The sequence below is a fragment of the Candidatus Methanoperedens sp. genome (genome assembly GCA_012026795.1).
Classification (GTDB): domain Archaea; phylum Halobacteriota; class Methanosarcinia; order Methanosarcinales; family Methanoperedenaceae; genus Methanoperedens.
The window spans coordinates 61,325-86,716 of the sequence record VEPM01000002.1; the positions used below are offsets into that span (position 1 = coordinate 61,325).

Below are 25,392 nucleotides of genomic sequence, written 5' to 3' on the forward strand. Positions count from 1 at the left end.
GCAGGATGTATCCCGAACACAAGTATCTTCAGATTACGCCTCGAAGCTTCTCAAGCGTCCCCTGATATACCCATCAAGTATCGTACTGTTCGCCTCTATTCTGTCCAAGCTTCTGCATGTGATTGGAACGTCGCATTGCATTAAGGTCAATATTGGTTCACTGGTGTTCAGGGCTGTTATTGCCGATATGGGAACTCCGAAAAGTGCATTGCTGTACCGCTCTTCCCTTCTCTTCATCCGGGGACAGACCCGGAAGGTGGGATTTTAACCTTTTGGACATGACACCCCAAGGGGTGTCTTTTTTAGATGTCCTGTTTGTTATACTTTCTATCGCTTCAGGGCACGAAGTCACTACCCCCGACAGAGGTCGGGAGCATCAATGCATGGATGCATAGGGCCTCTATAGTTTATTCGTTCCTTTGGCTTTTACCAATCGGGGAAGGGCATAAAAATAAGGCGCAATAAAGGTATCACAATTTCTTCAAATGCTCATTGTATTCCTCAACACTAAGTTCTATCTCCCTTAATATTTCTTTTATCAACGGACGTGCTAAATCTCTTCCAGGATGATGCGGTACACTGGTTGTTCTCCCATCAGGATGTCTGTAGAAAACGTGACTCCCTTTCTGGCGTACCCTTTCAAAGCCAAGCTTAAACAGCAACTTTTCCATTTTTCTGGCATCAATTACATTAAGCTTGGTCAACCACTCACCTCAACTTGCTGGATTCCGACAAATTGAGGTAAATTTTGCTTGGTTTCAGGCTCTAGCTCTTCTAGGCATAGCTCTAATACCTCTATAAGGTTCTGTTGAAGCTCATCAAGAGTTTCTGCTTGAGTATGAGCGCCAGGAATTCCCGGGACAATCGCCACATATAAGCCTGTTTCTGGGTCTTTTTCGATATATGCTGTTAATGTAGGCATTTGAAAACCTCGGTTAATCTTTGATTTATAGGTACCGATTATATCTCCAATTAACTTTATGCTTTTCGATTCAGTTTTATAGGTTTTAGGAAGAAATCAATGGTTGATGACGCTTTGGGATGATTTCTGCAAACAGCACAAAATCCTACAGACGGGAGTTCCTTTGTTTGAGGGCAAAGGTAACTTCATCAAAGTTAAGACTTTTGGGAGAAAAAACAAACGTAAAGTATTACAGCGCAGTAAGGAAATGGAGAAATTAATCGAAGATGAAGTGAAAAAGCTAAAAACAGATTTTGAAAATGAATATGAAGGATTAATTTATATGATGTATTGGACAGAAGGCAATCATGTAATCCCATTATACATTGGGAAAGCTGAAAAGTTTGGAAAGAACCACAACGAACTATCAGCAAATATAACTACCACTGATAATAGCAAGTTTTGTAGATGGAGTCGGTTTTGCATGATGTTTATCCTGCATCTGGATGTATTTCTCAACAATCTCCCATCCATTTCCCACAGACCCATGGAAGCAGCTTGGTGCCCACATATGTTCACCGCACCATTCCTTAAGATGGGGAAATTCCTTCCTGATTATTCTGCTTGTCCGTTCTTTCAGTTTTTTCACGATAAAACTGAGCGAATACTTTAGAGGGTATTTAAAGAAAATATGTACATGATCAGGATTTACTGCACCTCGCTCCCTTGAGCAGCAACTGCATCTCCGTTCTCGCAACCATATCCCGCACAGCCTCAACCGCATCGATATTCGCGGAAATGCTCGTGATACCAAGCTCCACTAGCCTCTTTGCCACTTTCGGGTTGCTTCCCGCCTGTCCACAGATACTTGTCTTCACACCGACCTTATTGCACTCGATGATGACATGCTCTATAAGCTTCATGATAGCAGGATGCAGTTCATTATACAGGTGAGCGACATGTTCGTTATTCCTGTCAACCGCAAGCGTGTACTGTGTCAGGTCGTTGGTGCCAAAGCTCACAAAATTCAGCCCCTCGGCAAGGAACTGATCGATTATTAGCGCAGCCGCAGGGATCTCGACCATTATTCCGATATCGATCCTGTCAATGTCAATCCCGTTATTCCGCATGAACTCTTTTGCTCTTCGCAACTCAGATGGATGCTGGACAAGAGGGATCATTATACCCATATTATTATAACCGCGTTTTATCAATTCTTTGAATGCCTTTACCTCAAGCTCGAAATGTTCGGTATCAATAAGGTCACGCCTGATACCACGGTATCCGAGCATCGGATTTGGCTCAACCGGTTCACCCTCGCCTCCCTCCATAGCCCTGAACTCATCAGTGGGCGCATCAAGTGTTCTTACCCATACAGGTTTTGGATAGAAGGCATCAACCACCGTCTGGATTCTCGAAACAAGCTCCTCAACATACTCATCTGCCTTTCCTTCCTTTATGTATTGCTTGGGGTGTTTTGGAAGACCAAGGATCATGTGCTCGATTCGTAAAAGCCCCACGCCATCTGCCTGCGTTTCAATAGCCCGCGCCGTAGCTTCAGGGATTGAAACATTAACCTTTACTTCAGTTGCAGTTACCGGTTTTGATTTTGCAAATGATATAACTGATTTTTCCTTTTGTGCTGTTTCAGGAACCACAATTTCTTTCTTACCTTCAAACACAAGCCCCTTTTCCCCGTCTACTGTTATTTTCATACCATCCGTTAATATTTCAGTGGCCTTCCTTGTTCCTACGACAGCAGGGCAGCCCAGTTCCCGTGATACGATAGCTGCATGGCATGTAAGACCGCCTTCGTCTGTAACTATAGCTGCTGCCCGCTTCATCGCAGGAACCATATCAGGCGTGGTCATGACAGCCACAAGAATGTCGCCATCCTTGACTTTTCCAAGTTCACTTGAATCCACGATCAGCTTTGCCTGGCCATATGCAATACCAGGGGATGCGCCAAGCCCTTCAAGAATAGCAGTAGTTGCGACTTTTTCCTTTGGTTCTTTCTTTTTGATCGTGGTGATCGGTCTTGATTGGAGGATAAAAATCTCTTTGTTCTTTATTGCCCATTCAATATCCTGGGGTACCCCGTACAGGTCTTCCAGCAATTCCCCGAATTCAACAAGTTTTAAAATTTCATCATCATCAAGAACCTTTGAATTTTTCTTGTCGGAGGGTACAGGAATATCAATGGTTTTCCCTGTTTTGGGGTCCTTTGTATGCATGATATTCTTAGTAGCGATCTTTCGTTCTTTTATTGTTTTTGAATTCCTGTCTACCATATAATAGTCCGGGGAAACCGAACCTGATACTACTGTTTCACCCAGCCCCCATGCGCCTTCAATGATTGTCAGTGGCTCTCCGGATGAAGGATGCGATGAGAACATCACACCTGCTTTTTCGGCATCTACCATCATCTGGACAACTGCACACAGATTTACTTTCCTGTGGTCGAACCCCTGCTTAACACGGTAATAGATAGCACGCGCCCCATAAAGAGATGCCCAGCATTTCTTTACTGCATCGATCACGTTTTGCTCTCCCCTCATATTAAGAAAAGTATCCTGCTGCCCTGCAAAACTTGCATCCGGAAGGTCTTCAGCTGTCGCACTTGAGCGAACTGCCACAAAAACTTCCCCGCCCTCTTTTTTGCACATTTCCCGATATTTTGACCGGATGCTGTCATCAATATCGTGTGGCATTTTTGCATCCATTATGATCTTTTTTGCTTTTTTCTCAGAATTCCTTAAGATATCCGCATTATCGACATCAACTTCAAGGGAACCGAAAAGCTCATCATTTATCCCGGTTTCATCAATGAATCTGCGAAAAGCCTGTGCAGTCACAGCAAAACCTGTGGGGACAGGCAATTCTGCCCGCAGCATCTCACCTAAACTTGCACCTTTTCCGCCGACGATCGCAATATCTTCTTTTCCAACTTCCTCAAGCCAGACAACCGAATTTTCTGTCATATTTTTATCTCCTTTAGTGATTTTTGGATTTTCACGAGTTTTTTATCATAACTTTCTACAGCCACTTTGAGCATGAATTCAAGTTTCTCCCTGTCGAATCCCAGTTCTTTTGCGAGATTTTCAAGGAAATAGACATCCATTTCCTTATGCTGCGCCCTCTCCACCCGGATTGCTTCGATCAGCGCCATTGCATTAATGAATTTCTTTGCAAAATCAAATGTCGGGGTTACACTCCCATTCTCTATCCGCGATATAGATTCACGGCGCAACTCCATCAGTTCCCCGAATTCTTCCTGTGACATACCATATCTCTTCCTGTACTCACAAATCACTTCCCCGGTATCCGGGTCTAAAAATAACGCTCCGGCTATTTCTTTTTGAAATGATATAAGCCATTCAGGGGTGTATAATATGGGTTTTGATACCAATCTGGATAATCTCCTGGATTAATGTTAACTAATATGTCACATTTAATTCAAGATGTTATTGTGACTTGCAAATATTAATACTTTTCTAAGATTGGTCGTAAAATAACATGATTTATAATGTCACATCGAACCTTATTGTTTGAATAAATGTTGCAATTTAAATGATTATGCTTATCAGTATAACAATTTAAATCTTTTTATATAGATATTTTTATATAGTAAGTTTCTCAAATATATTACGTCCACGGTGAAAAATTGTGTGTTTCGTGGATGGGGTAGGATATGAAAAAAAAACAAATCAATGTTTATTTTATAAAAGTTAGAATTGAAAATAGATTAAAAAAAACGTTTGGTGCGGGCATTGGGATCGTCGGAATACTGCTTGCCGCCGGAATACTGTTTACAATACTGCTGATGAATAGCAGTGTTGGTAGTGTTGCAAGCGCGGCCAGCGATACATCTTCCGTCAGTGCCGCCGACACATCAGACATCTTGACTGTAAGTGCAAATGTTACACTCGATGCTAAGTCAATATCAGATAAATATAAGGAAAAGCAGAAAAAAGCTGCAAAGAGTCTCAAAGAGAGACGGGATCTTCCGGCTAAAAGAAAGGCCGCAGCAGAGCGTTACAAAAAGGCCCGTAAGGCTGCAGGGATAAGCACCGCTGCCGCGCCTGTTGCAGGTACGCTTGCACTGCCTTCAGGAATGGACCCGGGAGGAATACCGCATTATTTTGGCCCGTATCCGAATTACGCTAACAGCCCGATACCCACGGTCAATGCAACGGGAGTCTCCGGCGGGATCAGGAAATTCGTGGACTCGCTGCCGGGTCTGGGACCTGCCAATGCAAACAACCTGGGACAATACATTCCCATCGCTGTCCCGGATACCTGCACATATTCAGGCCAGGTAGCCGATTGCTATGAAATCGAACTGAGAGAATTCAGCGAGAAGATGCATCCGGATCTTCCACCGACCAGACTGAGAGGTTATGTGCAGGTCAAAAACGGCCAAGACGTTGCACCGATACATCAGCTCGGCCCCCTGATCATTGCCAGGCGCGACGTACCTGTGCGCATCAAATTCACCAATAAGCTTCCCACAGGCACTGGAGGCGATCTCTTCCTGCCTGTAGACACAACAGTAATGGGGGCTGGCCAGTTCGATATTAATTTTGATCCCATTACGAAATTACCTCTTGGATCGAATCTGATCGGGAACTTTACGCAGAACCGCGCCACCCTGCATCTGCATGGAGGGTTTGTCCCGTGGATAAGTGACGGCACTCCCCATCAATGGATTACACCTGCTGGTGAAGTGACCTCATACCCTGAGGGCGTCAGTGTATCTAACGTCCCGGATATGGGAGATCCCGGAGATGGGTCGATGACCTTCTATTATAACAACCAGCAGAGTGCGAGATTACAGTTCTACCATGATCATTCCTTCGGCATCACCCGTCTCAATGTTTATGCAGGCGAGGCCGCTGGCTACCTGCTTACAGACCAGGTGGAGCAAGATTTGATCAACGGTACTGATATATCCGGGGTCAACCCCGGCCATATAAAGGTACTACCGGATGTGGGGATACCACTTATCATCCAGGACAAGACCTTTGTAGACAACACCACAATCGCTGCGCAGGACCCGACGTGGAACTGGGGAACAGGAGCAAGAGACCCGGTCACCGGAAAAATTACAGGTGTTAATACCGGTGATCTCTGGTACCCGCATGTCTATATGCCTAACCAGAACCCGGCAGATGCGGGCGGAATGAACGCTTTCGGCCGCTGGCACTATGGACCCTGGTTCTGGCCTCCCACCAACGGTATAACCTATCCGCCAGTTCCGAATCCTGACTGCCTGCCGACGCCACCCCCTCAGGGGTCGTACCCGAATGGGCAATATGATTGCAGCCTTACGCCCTGGGAGCCAGCATATATGCCATCCACGCCTAACCCATCAGAGGCCGCAGAAGCTTTCATGGACACACCCACAGTCAATGGCGCCGCCTACCCATACCTGGAAGTGGAGCCAAAGGCTTATAGATTCCGCATACTGAATGCAGCAGATGATCGTTTCTTCAATTTGCAGCTATACGTAGCCGATATTGCTGTCATCACCCCGGATGGACGGACCGATACAGAAGCAAAGATGGTTCCTGCGGTCGCAACTGCGGGCTTCCCTCAGGACTGGCCGACCGATGGAAGGGGGGGCGGTGTGCCTGATCCGGCTACTGCCGGCCCGTCATTTATCCAGATAGGTACCGAAGGCGGCTTCCTGCCTAAACCTGTGGAGCTGCCCAACCAGCCTGTCGTATGGAATTTCGACCAGACAAACTTCGATTTCGGGAATGTAAATAATGGTACCCTCATTCTGGGAACAGCGGAACGTGCGGATGTGATCGTAAACTTCTCCGAATTTGCAGGTAAGACGCTCATCCTGTATAATGATGCCCCAGCGCCTTTCCCGGCTATTGATCCACGTTATGACTACTACACGGGCGGCCCTGACCTGACGGATGTTGGAGGCGCCCCCACTACGTTACCGGGCTACGGTCCCAATACACGCACCATCATGCAGATCAGGGTAGGAACGAGTATCACAGGTACCCCGGTCACCGCCGATCTGCCCACATTAGAGACAGTGTTCGCCAATAACACAGCTACCGGGAAAAGGGGTGTCTTTGAGGTGTCCCATGACGAAATAATCGTGCCTCAGACTGAATATGACTCAGCCTACAGCAAGACCTTCCCGGCTGATCAATTCGTGAGAATATTCGAAAGTTCCAAGACCTTCAAAACAGTTTCAGGCTCCACGGCGACCATCCCATTCCAGCCGAAGGCAATCCAGGACGAAATGGGAGAAGCTTTCGATAACGACTATGGGCGGATGACCGCTATGCTGGGACTTGAGCTACCTAATTCTGCGGCCGGTGCCCAGGATTTCATCCTCTTGCCCTATCTGTCCCCGCCTGTTGAGATAATCAAAGGCTCAGTATACGGGACTCAAATCGGATCGCTGGGTGACGGGACGCAGATATGGAAGATCACGCATAACGGTGTAGACACGCATACAATTCATGTCCACCTGTTCAATGCACAGTTGATCAACCGGGTCGCATGGGACAATGCCCGCAGGGTACCGGATCTCAATGAACTTGGGTGGAAGGAAACCTTCAGAGTAAATCCGCTTCAAGACACAATCATAGCATTGAGACCCATCGCCCCCACGCAACCCTTCAAGGTCAAAAATAGCATTCGTCCGCTTGATCCGACCATGCCTGTGGGCGAGCCCCTGAAGGCGCCATTGGGAGGATTCAAAGACCCGGCCGGAAACGGTGTTAACGTTATAAACAACTTAACCAACTTCGGATGGGAGTACGTCTATCATTGCCATCTCCTTGCCCATGAAGAGATGGATATGATGCACTCTATCGGTTTCCTGGTTGTACCGGATGCGCCCTCCAACCTGACTGCTATCTGGCTTAATAATCCGGTCAGGGTGAATCTGACATGGAAAGATAACTCTGCTGATGAGATAAACTTCCTTATCCAGAGGGCAGAGAATACAGGCTTCACGACAGGCTTGACCAATTTCACGGTTGCCGGTAGCGCTAACGGTGCGTTCGGAGGAACCATGACTTTTACCGACACGACTGCTGTGGCCAACGCTTCGTATTACTACCGTGTGCTGGCTTCCAACGTTATCGGTGACACTGCGGTATACGCCGCCCCATCAATAGGTTTCCCTGTTGCCAGCGTGTTGAGTGCCCCATCAGCATATACGGGAGTATCATACCCCACTGCCCCGGCTATTATAACGCAACCATCAAGCCAGACGGTTATTGAAGGGCAGACAGCCACATTTAGTGTAACAGCAGCAGGTACTCTACCGTTAAGTTATCAATGGCAGAAAAACGGGGCGGATATACCGGGCGCTACAGGGGCGACTTATACGACACCGACTACAGTACTGGCTGATAGCGGTTCGGTCTTCCGCGTGAATGTGACAAATGCATGGGGCAATATAATGAGTAATGGTGCAATATTGACAGTTTTGCCAGTAACTCCTACAAACCTCATACAGAACCCGGGATTTGAATCAGGAAAGACTTCATGGACATTCTATACGAATGGCGGCGGGACGTTCAGTGTAGCACCTCCGGCCTATGAAGGAAATAATTCTACCAGGCTTGCTTTTAGCACTGTCGGTACAAATATGCAGTTATATCAGCAAGGAATAAAACTGGAGCCGAATACCCTTTATCAGTTGAGCTTTGCTGCTTACTCGAACACAGGACATGATATAAGAGTAAGGTTATTTAAACAAGTTTCACCTTACCCAACCTATGGATTGGATTATACGGCCAATCTCGGTACGAGCTGGGCTGTATTTACAACGCAATTTACGACTACTGGTTTTGCAAGCAATGTGACTGACGGGCGTTTACAGTTCTGGCTTGTACCGTTTGCATCTGCAGGAGATACCTACTACATTGATAACGTAAGGCTGGAGAAGGTCAGTACTGCTCCGGTATTGCCGGGGATAGTAACTCATCCTGCCGGTCAAACCGTTGCAACAGGGCAGACTGCAACCTTTAGCGTTGTGGCTACAGGAACGTCGTTGAGTTACCAGTGGCAGAAGAATGGTACTGATATTCCCGGTGCAACAGGCGCATCGTACACAACCCCGCCAGCGACCTTACTGGATAACGGTTCGGTTTTCCGCGTCAATGTGACAAATCCTGCAGGCAGTGTAATGAGCAACGGCGCAGTATTGACAGTTTTGCCGGTAACTTCCATAAACCTTATACAGAACCCGGGATTCGAATCAGGAACTGCTTCATGGATATTCTTTACAAGCGGGACAGGGACATTCACTGCACCAACCCCGGGGTATAACGGGACAAGAGCGGCCAGACTTGCACTGAGCAGCAGCGGTACGAATATCCAGCTGTACCAGACAGGAGTAACACTGCAACCAAATACACTGTACAGGTTGAGCTTTGTTGCATATTCAACGACAGGACACGATGTGCGTGTAAGGTTGTTCAAGCACGTTTCGCCTTTTACTGTCTACATGCCGGACTTTACAGTAAATCTGGGTACAGGCTGGCAGGTATTCACGACTACATTTACCACTACGGGTTTTACGGGTAATGTAACGGATGGCCGTCTGCAGTTCTGGCTTGCACCGTTCGCGACAGCAGGAGACAACTACTACATAGATGAGATCAGGTTGGAAAAGGTCTAAAGTGAAATAGATAACTAAAGTGCTGGATTTATATCCAGTACTAATTTTTTTTCCGGTAATGTTTAAATAGTATATTATCTGTTGTTACTGGCTTGAGGGAAATAATGGCAGAAACTTTACTGGAAGACGTACTTTCATTCATATACACTATCTGACACTGGATTGGCCAAAATACTGACATATTCCTGGCAGTAGCAGAAGTTGCAAAAAAGGCTATCTGGATTGTTGTAACTTTCGGATAGGTATTCATAATAATCCGCATCTTGATGATTCATTACATTTTTCATAATTTTGCCATCACAATGTACTATGGATTGGCATAATGTCAGCCAGTGAAAAATAAGTTGTAATAATAATGCATACATAATGCATATCTATACGATAATAATTCACACTATCATTTAAATTTTTAAAATATGATAAATATAAATAGTATCACACACTTAATTACTCACACACAATAATTTTTTTTATTGTGATCTTAACATAGTAGGAAAATAAAGGAGTGAAAAATGTTATGCCAGTTAGTGAATACTATAAACCAAAACATAAAGTAAAGAGAATAACCAATGGCTTTTTTGAAAAAATAGGATTATTGCTTACAGTTGTAATCCTGTTGACAATGTTGATGTCAAACAGCAGCATTAATGTCAGCGTTGCAAGTGCAAGCTCTGCATCAGACAATAGTCCTTCCATTACACAGGAGAATCAGGTCCCGGACTCAAAAATAAGTGAAAATGCAGCTATAGCAGTTGTTGATGCCATACCACCTGTTATTACGCTTCTTGGAAGGAATCCTGTAACCAGCCTGCGTGTAGGCTCGGTCATGTACAAGGATGCAGGAGCAATGGCAACGGACAATGTTGATGGTGATCTGACAGCTTCTATAATAGTCAACAATCCTGTAAACACTTCAGTTGCAGGCACATATACAGTGAATTATTCCGTTACAGATGCAGCAGGCAACACGGGCAATGTAACAAGAACAGTCATCGTGTCAAACCCGCTTGATCCTGCAACCATACCGAAGTTCCAGGATTTCTTAATAATACCCCCTGAGATGCCAAAGACCGCACAACCCGATCCTGCGATAGATTATTACGAGATTGCGACCAGGGAATTCCAGGAGCAGGTACTTCCGGCAGGAATGCCTCAAACAACGGTCTGGGGCTATGGTTCAAATACAACCCCGGGCACTTTCAATGCACCTTCATTTACAATCGAAACTACGGCAAACAGGCCTGTGCGTGTAAAGTGGATCAACGATCTGGTTGATCAGAATGGCAACTATCTGCCGTTTTTCCTACCAGTTGACCAGACCCTTCACTGGGCAAATCCTGCCGCAGGGATTGCAGGAAGAGATAGCCACGGCACCGACCCCACGCCTTATGACGGGCCTGTGCCGATTGTTACCCATGTGCATGGAGCACATACTATTCAAGAAGCTGACGGCCATCCTGAAGCATGGTTCCTACCATCTGCCAATAATATACCTGCAGGTTATTCCACGACAGGAACGTACTATGACATATTCAAGACAACTGCTCCTTCCAGAGCTTCATGGGGTCCGGGAAATGCGGTATTCGATTACCCGAACAACCAGAGGGCAAGTACCATATGGTACCATGACCATGCTCTGGGTGTGGACAGGATAAATGTCATGCAGGGCCCGGCAGGTTTCTGGCTTATCAGGGGGGGTGCTGATGACCTCAATCTCGGTTTCAACAGGCCAGGCCAGCAGCTGTTCGTCGGCGTAAATCCGGCTGAGCCAATAACAGAGATCCCGATTGCAATCCAGGACAGATCATTCAATGATGACGGCTCGATATTCTATCCTGACAGCAGGGTTTTCTTTGACGGCTTCACAGGTCCATACTTCCCGATAAGTGACATAGCTCCAATCTGGAATCCCGAGTTCTTCGGCGACAGTATAATGGTCAACGGAAGAACCTGGCCATACATGAATGTCGAGCAGAAACAATATCGGCTCAGGTTCCTGAATGGTGACAACTCACGGTTCCTGATACTCCAGATGGACAACGGTATGAATTTCACTCAGATAGGGGCTGAAGGCGGTTTCCTTGCATCTCCTGCATCGCTTAACAGGCTTTTACTTGGAGGTGCTGAACGAGCAGATGTCATAGTAAACTTCACCAACATCCCGGTTGGAACAAACATAACCTTGCAGAACGTTGGTCCTGACGCACCATTTGGCGGCGGTGTGCCATGCCCGATAGGACAGGATCCGATAACAAATCCAGGATGTGGCGACTTTGCTCCTGCAAACCCTGCAACAACCGGTAAAGTCATGCAGTTCAGGGTAGTTGCAGCAACTACGCCGGACACGAGCACTCCGGCTGATCAGATAACATTGCCACCAATTGTTCCTCTGGGAACAGAAAATAAGAGCAGACTGTTGTCCCTTAACGAAGAATGCTCGAATTCAAGCCTGACCGGATTCCAGTGTCCGAAAGCGGCTTTGCTGGGAACGGTCATGTTCAACGCAACAACAGGTGCGCCAATGGGAATTCCCATGATGTGGGGCGATGCCGTAACGGAGAATGTCACACTTGGCACTACTGAAATGTGGGAGATGTACGACTTCACAGCAGATGCTCATCCCATACATTTGCATCAAGTCATGTTCCAGGTAATGAACAGGGAGGTGTTCGATCCTGCGTTTGGAGTTGTTGGCACCATCACACTTCCAGAGCCAGGGGAAACAGGATGGAAAGACACGGTAATAGCCTATCCCGGCCAGATTACAAGAATCAAGGCGAGATGGAATATCCCGGGAATTTTTGTGTGGCACTGTCATATTTTAGAGCATGAAGAGAATGAAATGATGAGGCCGTACACTGTTAGTGCACCACCGGTTGTTCCAAAACTGAACATCACTGCAACTCCGACAACAGTGACAGTCGGAGTACCGACAAATGTGAACTTCACTGTGACAGACGGCGTCACACCAGTATCAAATGCGGCGGTTACTCTTAGCGGTAATGCAACAGGAACCGGAACAACAGACGTTAACGGTAATGTTGTAATAAGCGTGAATGCGACAGCACAGGGGACGATTACATCAACTGCCACTTCAACAGGTTATACAGACGGAACTACAACCCTGTCTGCAATTGCGCCACCAGTTACTATACAAAATCTAATAAAGAACCCGGGATTTGAATCAGGAAAGACTTCATGGCTGTTCTATACGAATGGCGTTGGGACATTCAATGCAGGACCTCCGGCCTATGCAGGAAATAATTCTGCCAGGCTTGCTTTTAGCACTGCTGGTACAAATATGCAGTTATATCAACCAGGGGTAGCCCTTGAACCGAACACACGCTATCAGTTGAGCTTTGCTGCTTACTCGAACACAGGACATGATATAAGAGTAAGGTTATTTAAACAAGTTTCACCTTACCCAACCTATGGATTGGATTATACGGCCAATCTCGGTACGAGCTGGGCTGTATTTACAACGCAATTTACGACTACTGGTTTTGCAAGCAATGTGACTGACGGGCGTTTACAGTTCTGGCTTGTACCGTTTGCATCTGCAGGAGATACCTACTACATTGATAACGTAAGGCTGGAGAAGGTCAGTACTGCTCCGGTATTGCCGGGGATAGTAACTCATCCTGCCGGTCAAACCGTTGCAACAGGGCAGACTGCAACCTTTAGCGTTGTGGCTACAGGAACGTCGTTGAGTTACCAGTGGCAGAAGAATGGTACTGATATTCCCGGTGCAACAGGCGCATCGTACACAACCCCGCCAGCGACCTTACTGGATAACGGTTCGGTTTTCCGCGTCAATGTGACAAATCCTGCAGGCAGTGTAATGAGCAACGGCGCAGTATTGACAGTTTTGCCGGTAACTTCCATAAACCTTATACAGAACCCGGGATTCGAATCAGGAACTGCTTCATGGATATTCTTTACAAGCGGGACAGGGACATTCACTGCACCAACCCCGGGGTATAACGGGACAAGAGCGGCCAGACTTGCACTGAGCAGCAGCGGTACGAATATCCAGCTGTACCAGACAGGAGTAACACTGCAACCAAATACACTGTACAGGTTGAGCTTTGTTGCATATTCAACGACAGGACACGATGTGCGTGTAAGGTTGTTCAAGCACGTTTCGCCTTTTACTGTCTACATGCCGGACTTTACAGTAAATCTGGGTACAGGCTGGCAGGTATTCACGACTACATTTACCACTACGGGTTTTACGGGTAATGTAACGGATGGCCGTCTACAGTTCTGGCTTGCACCGTTCGCGACAGCAGGAGACAACTACTACATAGATGAGGTCAGGTTGGAAAAGGTCTAAAGTGAAATAGATAACTAAAGTGCTGGATTTATATCCAGTACTAATTTTTTTTCTGGTAATGTTTAAATAGTATATTATCTGTTGTTACTGGCTTGAGGGAAATAATGGCAGAAACTTTACTGGAAGACGTACTTTCATTCATTTACACTATCGGGCACTGGATTGGCCAGAAGATAGTTGAGCTTATTCAATTTATTTCAGGCATTCTTTTACCACAATCTATTGTGGATGCGATCGGAATGCTTGTAGTACTGACGATATTCCTGGCAATAGCGGAAGTCGCAAAAAAGGCTATCTGGATCGTTGTTGCACTCGGATGGGTATTCATAATAATCCGCATTTTTATGTTGATGATAGGATAATTATTTCTATCAGGATAATTATTCATTTTCTTCCGAGCAGCCTGCATGTTTTGCATATCCTGTCACTGCCCGGTTCATTGCATTTTTCACAAAACACGATCTGCGTATCAGCAGGACGCAAAAATTCGGAAATAGATTCATAACCGCCCAGGAGAGAGTATTTCGTCCCCGGATGTCTTACCTCATAATTATTCAGTATATCCCGTATCTCATTGCGAAGAGCTGAGCCCGCATACGGGCATTCATCCATGCTTACGGGAAGGTTATTCATGAACCCATAAAGAGCAACCTCTTTTTCGGGAATACTTCTAAGCGGCTTGATCCGTGGAACCATTCCTTTCTGGATTGTTCCGGGAAGCATTCTTTTTAACCTGTCAGTGTCCCCGCGCAAGTAATTCATTAAAATTGTCTGGGATTCATCATCAAGATTATGTCCTATTGCGATTTTATCAGCGCCGATCTCGCGCGCGGCTTTATTCAGGATATTTTTACGCAGCACCCCGCAAAGAGTGCAGGAAGCATTCTCTTTATTCCGGGTCAAAGCGTCAAGCGATGTTTTGAACTCATCCTCAAAAGACCTGATGGTATGCCTGATACCAAGTTCGCCAGTCAGTTTAATGGCATGTTCAAGCGTATGTTCTCTGTAGCCCTTGATGCCCTCATCGATCGTAATTGCCGTAAATTCAAGGTCAGGGCGGTTCCGGAAGATCTTATGAAGGACATACAATAATGCGATGCTGTCCTTTCCGCCGCTTAATGCCACAGCTATCTTTTCACCTCTTCCAATCATCTTGAATTTACGGATGTCGCGCTTGATCTTTCGCTCAACATCTTCAATAAAATGATTTTTGCACAGGTGGGAATTTGAGTATTTCTGGTATATCACTGCGCTCTTGCTGCATCGCTGGCATTTCATGTATCCAGTTAAATGCTATTCTTTTATTAATGATTTCTCATGTTCAAATTCAGTAACATGGCAATCAAAACATAAATTTCCACCATTTGCATGAGGTATAAGGTCCTTGGGGTCTTTGTGGCAGTATTCACATTTTTCGGGGGTGCTGGCGCCCGGATCAGGATGGCATGAACCACAGGACACACTGTTAGATTGTACAATTATATTATTTTTCTGGAAATAAGCCAGAACCCCTGGTATTCCTGCCAGAGCTGCGTAGAGTATCAACACTATCCCGACTGATTTTTTATTCATACGTTTTCTCCTCTTTATTTTTCATGCTACAATTGTGATGCAGAATATCACAAATATTTGTATATAATAAGATACTAAAAAAAGAAAAGTAAAAATCCTTATATCAGGATTTTTATCTCTTATCTATAACAGAATGCACTTATGCATCTAATCTTCTTCTAGCTCGTGTTCGTCTTCTTTATCTTCTTTATCTTCTTTATCTTCTTTATCTTCTGTGTTTTTTTCACTGTCATCGTCTATATGCCGGGATAATTTTGCCTTCACTGTAATTGTGGCAGATCCAGTGATCGTTCCATTTGTGGCTGTAATTGTTGTTTTTCCTGCTGATAATGCTGTAAAGTTACCGTTATTATCAATCGTACCTACCGATGTATTGCTGCTTTCCCATGTCACAAGAGCAGAGATTGTATTATTGAACTGGTCAAATGTTTTTGCCATAAATGACCTGTTTTTACCAACAATTATTTTTGCTGTTGGCGGTACTACCTTTATGGTTGTTAATACTGGCGTTTGGGCAGCCGTGGTTACTGTTACTGATGCTGTTCCGTTTACAGTCCCATTTTCTGCCTTAATAGTTGTTATACCTGCTGCTAATGCACTGAAATTGCCGCTTGCGTCGATTGTACCCACTGTTTCATTGCTGCTTGTCCAGGAAATTACAACTGGCATCGGATTACTATTCTGATCATTGGCAGCGGCGGTAAATACCTGTGTTCCGTTAACCAATAAATTTGCTGCTGCGGGTGTTACAGTTATAGTTGTTAATACTGGTATTTGTACAGTCGCGGTTACTGTAACTTTCTGAGTTGCGGTTGCAAAGTTACCTGAGCCGTCAGTTGCAGTCCATGTTACAGTTGTGACGCCAAGTCCGAATTTGGCTGGTGCATCATTTGTAATTACAGGTGCTATACCGCTATTGTCTGTTGCGGTCGCTGTGCCAATATTTACTGTCATTGGAAGCACTGCTGCTGCTACGACTGAAACATCTGCTGGTGCTGTTATTACCGGTTTAGTGGTGTCTGCTACTGGTGGTGTTATAGCATCGGCTATTGCCTGTGCCTCTCCTGCTGCTAATGTCACACCTTTACCGTACATTTTCCCTCCTGGTGCAAAGGATGCTGTTATTTGGGCTGCTGTTATTCCAGAAGGAATCATACTGTGTGTCGCTAAAGATCCGTGACACCCGGAACATTTGCTTGCATATATGGCTGCTCCGTCGAGAGTTGCTGCTGATCCTTGTGGTATCAGTACCAGAGCCATTACTAAAAGTAATGTCCCAAAATTCAATTTTTTATTCATGTATTTTTTCTCCTTTTTTTTGTCCGATGTTCTGCAAATGGTCATCAAAATATTTTTTATTCGCCACTTCAATTCGTAAATACAGAATTTGAAATATTTTTTTTCATATTTGCAGAATATCACAAAGTTCGTATCAAAACGATTGAATATATACCTGTTGAGAGTTTTATGAGTTTTGATAGTCCTAAATATGATTAAAAAGTACCATAATAACTATTTTTGTTTAATATTGTTTAATGATAGTTTTTATACGTTTATAAACGATGTAATTTCAATTTTAAGTTTGAATACTTGAAAAACTTTAAAAAATTTAATAAAAATATTCGATGATCATTCAAAAACCTGAAAAAAGTACAGGACAATTCGAATTACTCTTTACCAGCCAATCTCATTGTAATTATAGAAGGATTCTCTAATATACGAAATGCGGCCTCAGTTTCTTTTCCTATCTTCACATCCCCCTTTCTTCCTACGGTTGCTGTGAAAAGACATTCATCACCGCTGTAAACATCTACAGTTGCACCGGATAATTCCCTGACCGTAAGTATAACATATTTCTTTGAACGCTCAACTGCAGGCACGAAACTTGTAATCCCTGTATCTTTTTTTTGTGACTTTGAACTTCCTTTCCAGGGCATATCAGCCTTTCTCTCTCGAATATCAAGGTGTATCCCCAGCTTTTTTTCGATCAGGTCAATTGTCTTGCCGCCTTTCCCAATGACCCCTGCTATATCTTCTTCATTCATATAAACCGTAGCGCTGGAATCCGATACGATTTCCACATCAATCCTGTTGCTGGTATATTTCATCAATTCTTTTTCGATTTCCCTGGCAGCAAGCCCCCATGTGGCCGGGGGTTCCATTTCAACCCCGGTCACCGGCATCACAACAACCTGTTCCCCGTATGTGTATATTTCATACTCGACCGCTCTGGTCTCAAAATCCGTTATTGTTATAACAGGTCTTGAAAGATCCTGTTCGATCATCCCCTGCGGCACTTTTACAGTAAATATTACATCATATACCTTTGAAACCTGTCCTTTATCTATGAAAATTACAGTATCCACTACCTGCGGGATTATCCCCAGTTCAACACGCCCGATCAACCTCTGGATAGCGTCAACACCCCTTGTTGCATGGACTACCCCTATCATCCCGACGCCTGCCATTCGCATGTCTGCAAATACCTGGAAATCTTTTGTTTTCCTGACCTCATCATAAATAGTGTAATCCGGCCTGACAAGAAGCAGGATATCGGCTGTTTTTTCCATATCCCGCTGGATGGGCGCATATTGTGTTATTGCCTCAGGCACCTGTAAATCGCGGGGCGATTCCATTGTTTTGACAATAAAACCCTGTTCGAAAAGTACCCCGGCCACGCTTGCTGCAAATGTAGATTTCCCTGCACCTGGAGGTCCTGCCACAAGAATACCACGCTGCCGTTCGATGATCCTGGTTTTTAATTCCTTGCTGAGTTTATAATCATCCAGGCCGACGTTTGCGATCGGCCTTACAGCTGTTATTTCCAGCCCGTCGGAAAATGGCGGCTGTGCTACTGCTATGCGCATAGAACCTATCTGGAATACCATGACACCATCATATTCTATTTCAAGATGAGAATCATGATCGCGTTTTGCTCTTTCTATTAATTCTCTTGTGATCATATGAAGCTCTTTTTCCGTGCTGGCTTCTTCCCTGATTTTCACAAGTTTCTGTTTACCCACGCTGCCTCTTTTTGCGCAGGGCCGGACATTTTCCTTGAGGTGAACAGAAAGAGTATCATCAGTGAAATAATCTTCGATGCTAAGTGCTTTTAATTCTTCTACGAGGGGCATCAGGAATTCAACATCCAATCCCCTGGCGCGCGCGACTTCCGATTGCACTCTGTCGCTTGTGATGAAAAAGGCGTTATTCTCGACAGCAATGTTTCTGATCATGGCATCGATCTCTCCCCCTGATGCAAGTTTTATCTGCTCAAAAGATGGTCTTTTTCCTGTAAATTCAAGCGTGATCTCCCCTCTTTTTGCCATGTCGCTGAGCTCTTTTATCTCTTCTAATCCCTTAAAGCCCATTTCTTTCCCGCGGTTTGCCTGCGCTTCAAGCTCGGACATAAGCGCTTCAGCTATTATGATCCTGGCTGATTTCAATTCCCCGGCTTTTAATTTGGCTGTTATTCGGCCGTCGATTATTACACTCGTATCAGGAACTATACAGAGATCTTCCTTCATGTCTTCCTTCATAATATTACAAAATGTACCCCTCTGGCATTAAAATGTTCCTTCATCGAGTCTTGATATTGTTCCACCTATAGACTTTACTGAAATAACCTTCGATAAACAAAAAAAGAATAAGGGATTTCCACATACCAGTTTATCACTGGTATATGAAATTCTCAGATATCTTGGTATATTTCTCCAGTTCTTTCTTAGAATGCGGCTTCACTTTTACCATGGCATCCCTGAAATTATGGTAGCCCACTTTTAATTGCTTCACAGACTCATCATCTGTTTGTTTTCCTGAAACCACATATTCCCTGATCGCCAGTATCGTAGCCTCATTGCATACTGATGCAATGTCAGCCCCGGTGAAACCCTCGGTATCATCAGAAAGCGTTTCAAGATCAACATCGCTATCAAGCGGGGTCCTGGCAGTATGGACTTTGAATATCTCAAGCCTTGAGTCCCTGTCAGGAGGCATTATGTAGATCAGGCGGTCGATCCTTCCGGGCCTAAGAAGCGCAGGATCAATGATATCCGGCCTGTTGGTCGCAGCAATTACGGTAATGCTATGCATCTCTTCAAGCCCGTCTATCTCAGAAAGCATCTGGCTGATAACCCTCTCAGTCACATGGGAATCCGAACTCACGCCTCTTACCTGGGCAATTGAATCTATCTCATCAAAGAAAACGATACACGGCGCCGCCTGCTTTGCTTTCCTGAATGTTTCGCGGATGGCCTTTTCGCTTTCCCCGACCCATTTGCTCATGAATTCCGGCCCTTTTACGCTTATGAAATTTGCCTCGCTTTCAGTAGCCACCGCTTTTGCAAGCAGGGTCTTCCCTGTTCCAGGCGGGCCATAAAGCAGTATCCCTTTTGGCGGTCTTGCCCCGGTCTGCTTGAACAGGTTCGGATATTTCATCGGCCATTCAACAGCTTCCTTTAATTCCTGTTTTGCGTCAGGAAGCCCTCCAATATCGCTCCAGTGGATATTGGGGGATTCGATGAATACTTCACGAAGTGCGGATGGTGTCATCTCCCGCAGCGCATTTGTAAAGTCTTCTCCTGTAACGATCAACCTGTCAAGGATATCTGCGGGAATGCTCTGTACTTCAAGGTCAAGCTCCGGAAGCAGGCGCCTGATAGCATTCATGGCAGCCTCGCGCGTAAGGGCGGCAAGGTCTGCGCCCACAAAACCATGCGTCAGATCCGCGATCCTGTCAAGTTTCACGTCATCAGCCACAGGCATTCCCCTGGTATGTATCTGCAATATCTCAAAACGGGCTTTCCTGTTCGGGACTCCGATCTCGATCTCGCGGTCAAACCTGCCGGGGCGGCGAAGTGCAGGGTCAAGGGCATTGGGCCTGTTCGTGGCCCCGATTACTACTACTTTCCCGCGGGCTTTAAGTCCATCCATTACAGCAAGCAGCTGTGCTACTACGCGCCTCTCCACTTCTCCTGTGACTTCCTCTCTCTTGGGAGCGATGCTATCTATCTCATCAATTAATATGATGCTTGGCGCATTCTCCTCAGCCTGCTGGAATATATCCCTCAGCTTCTCTTCTGATTCGCCATAGAATTTACTCATTATTTCAGGCCCGCTAAGGGTCAGGAAGTTTGCATTTGTTTCAGAGGCAAGAGCTTTTGCAAGCATGGTTTTCCCGGTTCCGGGAGGGCCATGGAGAAGAACTCCTTTTGGCGCTTCTACCCCGAGACGTTCAAAAAGCTCAGGATGCCGCAAAGGAAGTTCGATCATTTCCCTGACTTTCCTTACCTCATCTCCCAGCCCGCCTATATCTTCGTACGAGACCCTGGGAATAGAAGGCATTTCTTTTGCTGGCTTATCGCTGATCTCTATTACTGTACTTCCTCCGATGATCACGGAGTCAGAAACTGGTTTTATGGACATGACCACAAGGTCAACGCGCCGGCCCATAATATTTAATTCAACTACATCATGCCGGGTAATTACGCGCCCCTCAAGATTATGGGCGAGATATGCCTCCCCACCCTGTATTTTTAAGGGCTGTGTGGGTGAGAACAGGATTTTTTCAGCTGGCGCAGTATGAATTTTTCGGATATGTACCCTGTCATCGATACTGACTCCTGCGTTTCTTCGTACTGTTCCGTCAATGCGTATTAATCCCGAATTGCTGTCCTCAGGATAACCCGGCCATACAAGTGCAGCCGTCCTCTTAGTCCCCTCGATACCTATGACATCGCCTGTCTGCAAACCCAGTTCATAAGCCACTTCAGGGTCGATCCTGGCAATACCGCGTCCTGCATCATAGGATTTTGCTTCAATGACCTTGAGATTTACGGTTTTGTCTTTCTTATCCATATTTTCCTTTTTATTAATCTCCAATTATGTTTCATTCATTTATTCGATCTTTATCGACTTTGCATCCGGTTTTTTCGTTTCTTTGAATTTGAACGTTACTTCAAGCACCCCGTTGTTATACTTTGCTGACGCGCTATCCGGATCAACAGGTACCGGTGTTTTTATAAACTTGTAGTATTTCCTTGAGTTACTGTCTGCTTTGATAACAACTTCTTTTTCTGTCGCATTGAGCTCGATATCTTTTTTATTAATCCCTGGCATTTCTGCCGTAATATTAAATTCATTATTTTTTTCATCGACCAATGCGCTTGTGAATGGCTCCCTGACATCCCTGTCCTTGCCAACAGGCAAGACATTTCCGAAACGCTCCACATGCGGTATGCCGTCAGGCCCTACCTGCATGCTAAAACCATAAACTTGCGGTTCTTTTCCTATGGATTGCATCATCCGGTTAACCAGGTCATTCATCTGCTCAATTTCTTTTTCAAATTCATTGAAAAATCCCTTATCAGTCTTTCTCCAATCTTTTTCCATTGTTTTACCTCTTTTTAATTTGTATATATTTTATATTCTTTAGCCTATTATATAATTATTCCCATCTCTTTTAAGGATTTCTTTTTGTTCCATTTTTACAATATATCCCTCGATCACATACTCAGGAATTCCAAGCTGCATGGACAATACGCGCGCATTTGTCGGGCCTTTTAGCAGTGCATAGAGTATTTCCGCTTCAATGTTATCTTCCGCTGTATCCTCGATGGCATCCATATAATGTCCCATCGCCCCGGTTATGTTTCCCTGGATCTGCTGGTACTCCTGCATTAATTGCTGTCTTTTTTCTATGAGTTCCTGTATCTGGCCGTAAAGCGATTTTAAGGTCATGATCGCTTGCTGGTCTGCTGGTGCATACTCTTTTGGTGCAGGAAAGGCGGCAGTGGTAACTTCAACCTCAAATGAATACGGCGACACAAACACTTCAAGACGGAGGTTATCTGTAATATGGAAGTATTTGCGCCGTTGTTCATCTACGTTTGCTTCTATCAGACCTGCCTGCTCGAGGAGCAGAAGATGCCCGAGTATTGCTTTTGCACCCACGTCAAGCCTTTCTGCTATCTCGCTCATATAGCATGGTCGGCTTGCCAGGAGGTGAAGGATCTTCCTCCGGTTCTCATTTCCAAGTATGTCTAACAGTTGTGCTGATTCCATGTTTATGTTTCACCCCGAGTTAGTGACCTGAGGTTACTAACCTTAGGTTAGTGAGTATAGTATATAAACTTAACGCATAAATATGTTCAAAGCTAATCTTAGTGTCCACATACATGCTGGGGTAACATGGAATTACATGGAATTCTCATCGCAAAGAACGCAAAGGTCGCAAAGATTTTGCAGCTTAGCTGTGCGTTTTTTGGATGCTCATACACTTTGAAAGTCCTAACCTTATTTGCCTACAGGCCATTGGGATTTAGTTGCTTTTGCGAACATTCATTAAATTAAGCCACGAATCCTGAACACTACCTCTCCCTGGCTTTTAATCACTTGTTAACACCTCTCCTACAATAAAGTAAGGTCCAGAACAATGATCATTCGGCAACTCTGCAGAATATTTTGCTATACTTTCATCGGGCATTTCACCACCACCACCGCCAAGTTTGACCTTATCTCCCACATGTGCAATAGATTTGCCAGTGTTATTAATGATATGGATTACCTTATCATCAGTGCTTATTGAAAAACCATGCGGCCATACGACCAAATAGTTATCCACACGGAGACAACCATTTGAAATTACTAATTCACCAACTAATCTCGCTTCCATATAACTTGCAGGAATCTCTTTTTGTTTTGGAAAAAAAGGAGTAGAGGTTGAAGTATCGACTGATATAAAGTTTTGCTCTGTCTCTTCAACACACCCACTAATCAATGTTGATATAAGGAGTCCAATCATCAATACTTTTAATTTTATATTCATTTTACCTCTACTTTTTTTTGATTATTGTTTCCCTACTTTATGGGGATGTCATCACGCTGACGCCAAGCCCAGCCTCCAAATAGTCGACTGCCATATAGATGGCATCATTGGGGTCATCGGTAGGTGCGCCTTTATGTGTTCCATATGCAGTATTGCCGATGAACCATGGACCTCCGCTATCTCCCTCAGAAGAAAGATCATTGTAACCCCCCGTGTTATCAACCCGAATAAAAGTTGCTGCATTATTCTGTTGGGTTTGTGGGTTAAAGTCTTTACTACTGATGTAACCACATGTATAAGCGGTGGTCCTACCATACTTACAAACATATTCACCAATTCGTTGGTCATTTCGACTTTTCGTCGCGGTTATATTACGTGTACTACCATCGTTCCACCACTGTATTTTATTCGTCACAGTGTACCCTGGCGCAGTGTGCCACTGAGCATCATAGCTGCCCGTCCACGCTTCACTTTGAAAAGTAAGACTATTACCATTATATGACTGGGTATCTGAGCAGTGACCGGCTGTTGTGATGCCTTTAGTGATGAATATCCAACCTTGCTTTACCGAAAAACCACTTGTACAGGAAATCAAGCCATTCAATGAGAGTCCACCATAAATGTTGGCTTCGTCTATTCCCATTGTTTCTGCCTCAACCGCCACCACTCTAACTTTATCTGATAATCGTCCCTCCCTTCTTAGTAAAGCATCATCAAACCTGCCCCTATCAGATTTAGTCATATACAACCCAACACTGTTATTATATACATTGATGTCTGACTCTACAGGTATATCTGATGCACGGGCTAAATTTAAAGCATTGGCTTGATCTCTTTGGAGGGTAGCTAAGGATACTTTTGCAGTGTTGCGCACCTCAACAACGTTGGCGAACTCTGGATATTGTTCCAAGTATTGTTTGATTGTCTCCTCGCCATTACGAGTAAACTGCACAACAATCTTGAATTCTGGAGTGTGCTCAATCCAAAGTCCTGCAAATGTCTCAACTTCCTTCGTTTTCAGTTCTTCTTCGGGCATTGGAATGTTTTGAAGTTGGAATCGACGGAGAGCTTCCTCAGTACTAACATTATTATTTGACGCATATATTTGTGCATCATACAACAGTGGATCCTTATTATCCAATACAGGTTTTCCACCACTATCCTGTCCTTGAGCATTCACTACAGGCATAAGGGACATGCTCACAAGCAGCATTGCAGTGAGCATTGCCCCTATTCCTAATTTTAAATTTGTTTTCATGTTCTTTTTCACCTCTTATTTTTTATCCCATGAGGCAAAACCAGGCAAGTCTTTAATACATTTGAAGTACTAACCTTATTTTGCCTTGGGGCGATGTCTGGGGTTTAACCATTCTTTGGTAAGTTCCGTTGAACCCCGCACGATTTCTTAAAAGTCTTAGATGCTTATATAATTTCTATGAAAAGTGCCTAACTGATTCGGTTTGCAAATTGATTCAGTGAAATAAAGCATCAGAAACGTTTGGTTGATTGATGGCAGGATACATATTGATATTGTTCCAGGTCAGGGTTATGTAGAAGCAGGACAATGGAAGTATGAGGCATATGGAGTATCAGTCGTTGGAACGGAAGACTACAACTTTAACGTCTATCAGCATTAGACTGAATACCTTCCTCCTTTGCTTTTTCTTTTTGCTATCGGTCCCTACAGCTTTAGCCACCGAGTACACAGTACGCCCCTCCCAGAGCGACAAATCGGGCGCTCCGGTAGCAGGTGAGGAAGTGCATGAGATCGAAGTCAAACCTATTCCTTACTGGCTTTTTCTTATTCTGCTGGGTTTTACTAATATAACCTCTTCTCCGGAAACTTTTTTTCCAATCAGGCTTTTTCCCATCCTTGGTGGCTATAAGAGATTAAATAGCTCAAATATTCTGGAAAATATGAACAGGGAAAAACTATATGGTTTTATTAAATCCTTCCCTGGAAGCTATTTCAGCGAGATAATAAAAGAAACAGGGTAACTATTCAGACCCCCTTTTTCCGGTTAAGCCAGACAATACTGGCAAATTTTCTCTAAAACAGCAACATTGAAAATAATTATCCGAAAAACCAATAT

General features: G+C 44.7%; 20 protein-coding genes. 4 read left to right on the forward strand and 16 right to left on the reverse strand.

Features of this window, described 5'->3' with window-relative positions; translation table 11 throughout:
* Positions 1–157: 157 nt before the first annotated feature.
* From FIB07_01700 to FIB07_01725, 6 genes are all read right to left on the reverse strand, one after another.
* Positions 158–352, reverse strand: a complete 195-nt coding sequence (locus FIB07_01700; GenBank protein ID NJD51560.1) for a hypothetical protein — start codon at positions 350–352, stop codon at positions 158–160.
* A gap of 118 nt (positions 353–470) precedes the next feature.
* A complete protein-coding gene (locus FIB07_01705; protein ID NJD51561.1) occupies positions 471–704 on the reverse strand; it encodes a type II toxin-antitoxin system HicA family toxin in 234 nt (77 codons plus the stop codon).
* Positions 701–922: a type II toxin-antitoxin system HicB family antitoxin gene (locus FIB07_01710; GenBank protein NJD51562.1), complete on the reverse strand. Its 222-nt coding sequence runs from the start codon at positions 920–922 to the stop codon at positions 701–703. The genes FIB07_01705 and FIB07_01710 overlap by 4 nt, the downstream gene beginning before the upstream one ends.
* A gap of 406 nt (positions 923–1,328) precedes the next feature.
* Complete coding sequence (gene tnpA, locus FIB07_01715) at positions 1,329–1,685, reverse strand: IS200/IS605 family transposase (GenBank protein ID NJD51563.1); 357 nt, start codon at positions 1,683–1,685, stop codon at positions 1,329–1,331.
* Positions 1,603–3,882, reverse strand: coding sequence for a phosphoenolpyruvate synthase (gene ppsA, locus FIB07_01720; GenBank protein ID NJD51564.1), 2,280 nt, complete (start codon positions 3,880–3,882; stop codon positions 1,603–1,605). The genes tnpA and ppsA overlap by 83 nt, the downstream gene beginning before the upstream one ends.
* Positions 3,879–4,310 (reverse strand): helix-turn-helix transcriptional regulator, encoded by a 432-nt coding sequence (locus FIB07_01725; protein ID NJD51565.1) that lies wholly within the window; start codon positions 4,308–4,310, stop codon positions 3,879–3,881. The genes ppsA and FIB07_01725 overlap by 4 nt, the downstream gene beginning before the upstream one ends.
* 282 nt (positions 4,311–4,592) lie before the next feature.
* Here FIB07_01725 and FIB07_01730 point away from each other — a divergent pair, with 282 nt between their 5' ends.
* The gene (locus FIB07_01730) at positions 4,593–9,566 is read left to right on the forward strand and encodes a hypothetical protein (GenBank protein NJD51566.1); all 4,974 of its coding nucleotides are present in this window, start codon (positions 4,593–4,595) and stop codon (positions 9,564–9,566) included.
* A gap of 40 nt (positions 9,567–9,606) precedes the next feature.
* On the opposite strand, the gene FIB07_01735 is transcribed toward FIB07_01730, so the two are convergent.
* Positions 9,607–9,816: a hypothetical protein gene (locus FIB07_01735; protein ID NJD51567.1), complete on the reverse strand. Its 210-nt coding sequence runs from the start codon at positions 9,814–9,816 to the stop codon at positions 9,607–9,609.
* A 267-nt stretch (positions 9,817–10,083) separates the two neighbouring features.
* On the opposite strand from FIB07_01735, the gene FIB07_01740 reads away from it, so the two are divergent.
* Positions 10,084–13,902: a DUF5011 domain-containing protein gene (locus FIB07_01740; protein ID NJD51568.1), complete on the forward strand. Its 3,819-nt coding sequence runs from the start codon at positions 10,084–10,086 to the stop codon at positions 13,900–13,902.
* 104 nt (positions 13,903–14,006) lie between these two features.
* Positions 14,007–14,264 (forward strand): hypothetical protein, encoded by a 258-nt coding sequence (locus FIB07_01745; protein ID NJD51569.1) that lies wholly within the window; start codon positions 14,007–14,009, stop codon positions 14,262–14,264.
* 22 nt (positions 14,265–14,286) lie between these two features.
* Here FIB07_01745 and FIB07_01750 read toward each other — a convergent pair whose 3' ends face one another.
* From FIB07_01750 to FIB07_01790, 9 genes are all read right to left on the reverse strand, one after another.
* A complete protein-coding gene (locus FIB07_01750) occupies positions 14,287–15,180 on the reverse strand; it encodes a TIGR00269 family protein (protein ID NJD51570.1) in 894 nt (297 codons plus the stop codon).
* A 15-nt stretch (positions 15,181–15,195) separates the two neighbouring features.
* Positions 15,196–15,474: a hypothetical protein gene (locus FIB07_01755; protein NJD51571.1), complete on the reverse strand. Its 279-nt coding sequence runs from the start codon at positions 15,472–15,474 to the stop codon at positions 15,196–15,198.
* Between the two features lie 147 nt (positions 15,475–15,621).
* The gene (locus FIB07_01760) at positions 15,622–16,818 is read right to left on the reverse strand and encodes an HYR domain-containing protein (protein ID NJD51572.1); all 1,197 of its coding nucleotides are present in this window, start codon (positions 16,816–16,818) and stop codon (positions 15,622–15,624) included.
* 323 nt (positions 16,819–17,141) lie between these two features.
* A complete protein-coding gene (locus FIB07_01765; GenBank protein ID NJD51573.1) occupies positions 17,142–19,013 on the reverse strand; it encodes an ATPase in 1,872 nt (623 codons plus the stop codon).
* A 133-nt stretch (positions 19,014–19,146) separates the two neighbouring features.
* Entirely contained in the window at positions 19,147–21,330 is a 2,184-nt protein-coding gene (locus FIB07_01770) for a CDC48 family AAA ATPase (GenBank protein ID NJD51574.1), read from the reverse strand.
* Positions 21,331–21,369: 39 nt separating this feature from the next.
* Positions 21,370–21,864: an Hsp20/alpha crystallin family protein gene (locus FIB07_01775; GenBank protein ID NJD51575.1), complete on the reverse strand. Its 495-nt coding sequence runs from the start codon at positions 21,862–21,864 to the stop codon at positions 21,370–21,372.
* Between the two features lie 39 nt (positions 21,865–21,903).
* Complete coding sequence (locus FIB07_01780; protein ID NJD51576.1) at positions 21,904–22,536, reverse strand: ArsR family transcriptional regulator; 633 nt, start codon at positions 22,534–22,536, stop codon at positions 21,904–21,906.
* A 322-nt stretch (positions 22,537–22,858) separates the two neighbouring features.
* On the reverse strand, positions 22,859–23,299 hold the full coding sequence (locus tag FIB07_01785) for a hypothetical protein (protein ID NJD51577.1): 441 nt from the start codon (positions 23,297–23,299) through the stop codon (positions 22,859–22,861).
* A 37-nt stretch (positions 23,300–23,336) separates the two neighbouring features.
* Complete coding sequence (locus FIB07_01790) at positions 23,337–24,557, reverse strand: hypothetical protein (protein NJD51578.1); 1,221 nt, start codon at positions 24,555–24,557, stop codon at positions 23,337–23,339.
* A 410-nt stretch (positions 24,558–24,967) separates the two neighbouring features.
* Here FIB07_01790 and FIB07_01795 point away from each other — a divergent pair, with 410 nt between their 5' ends.
* Positions 24,968–25,297: a hypothetical protein gene (locus FIB07_01795; GenBank protein ID NJD51579.1), complete on the forward strand. Its 330-nt coding sequence runs from the start codon at positions 24,968–24,970 to the stop codon at positions 25,295–25,297.
* Positions 25,298–25,392: the final 95 nt, after the last annotated feature.

What these genes read in the sequence shown, in the direction of transcription:
- FIB07_01710 (NJD51562.1), bottom strand. Translation starts at nt 922, where the DNA reads ATGCCTACATTAACAGCATATATCGAAAAAGACCCAGAAACAGGCTTA.
- tnpA (NJD51563.1), bottom strand. Translation starts at nt 1,685, where the DNA reads ATGCGGTTGAGGCTGTGCGGGATATGGTTGCGAGAACGGAGATGCAGT.
- ppsA (NJD51564.1), bottom strand. Translation starts at nt 3,882, where the DNA reads ATGACAGAAAATTCGGTTGTCTGGCTTGAGGAAGTTGGAAAAGAAGAT.
- FIB07_01730 (NJD51566.1), top strand. Translation starts at nt 4,593, where the DNA reads ATGAAAAAAAAACAAATCAATGTTTATTTTATAAAAGTTAGAATTGAA.
- FIB07_01735 (NJD51567.1), bottom strand. Translation starts at nt 9,816, where the DNA reads ATGAATACCTATCCGAAAGTTACAACAATCCAGATAGCCTTTTTTGCA.
- FIB07_01740 (NJD51568.1), top strand. Translation starts at nt 10,084, where the DNA reads ATGCCAGTTAGTGAATACTATAAACCAAAACATAAAGTAAAGAGAATA.
- FIB07_01745 (NJD51569.1), top strand. Translation starts at nt 14,007, where the DNA reads ATGGCAGAAACTTTACTGGAAGACGTACTTTCATTCATTTACACTATC.
- FIB07_01750 (NJD51570.1), bottom strand. Translation starts at nt 15,180, where the DNA reads ATGAAATGCCAGCGATGCAGCAAGAGCGCAGTGATATACCAGAAATAC.
- FIB07_01755 (NJD51571.1), bottom strand. Translation starts at nt 15,474, where the DNA reads ATGAATAAAAAATCAGTCGGGATAGTGTTGATACTCTACGCAGCTCTG.
- FIB07_01760 (NJD51572.1), bottom strand. Translation starts at nt 16,818, where the DNA reads ATGACCATTTGCAGAACATCGGACAAAAAAAAGGAGAAAAAATACATG.
- FIB07_01765 (NJD51573.1), bottom strand. Translation starts at nt 19,013, where the DNA reads ATGAAGGAAGACATGAAGGAAGATCTCTGTATAGTTCCTGATACGAGT.
- FIB07_01770 (NJD51574.1), bottom strand. Translation starts at nt 21,330, where the DNA reads ATGGATAAGAAAGACAAAACCGTAAATCTCAAGGTCATTGAAGCAAAA.
- FIB07_01775 (NJD51575.1), bottom strand. Translation starts at nt 21,864, where the DNA reads ATGGAAAAAGATTGGAGAAAGACTGATAAGGGATTTTTCAATGAATTT.
- FIB07_01780 (NJD51576.1), bottom strand. Translation starts at nt 22,536, where the DNA reads ATGGAATCAGCACAACTGTTAGACATACTTGGAAATGAGAACCGGAGG.
- FIB07_01785 (NJD51577.1), bottom strand. Translation starts at nt 23,299, where the DNA reads ATGAATATAAAATTAAAAGTATTGATGATTGGACTCCTTATATCAACA.
- FIB07_01790 (NJD51578.1), bottom strand. Translation starts at nt 24,557, where the DNA reads ATGAAAACAAATTTAAAATTAGGAATAGGGGCAATGCTCACTGCAATG.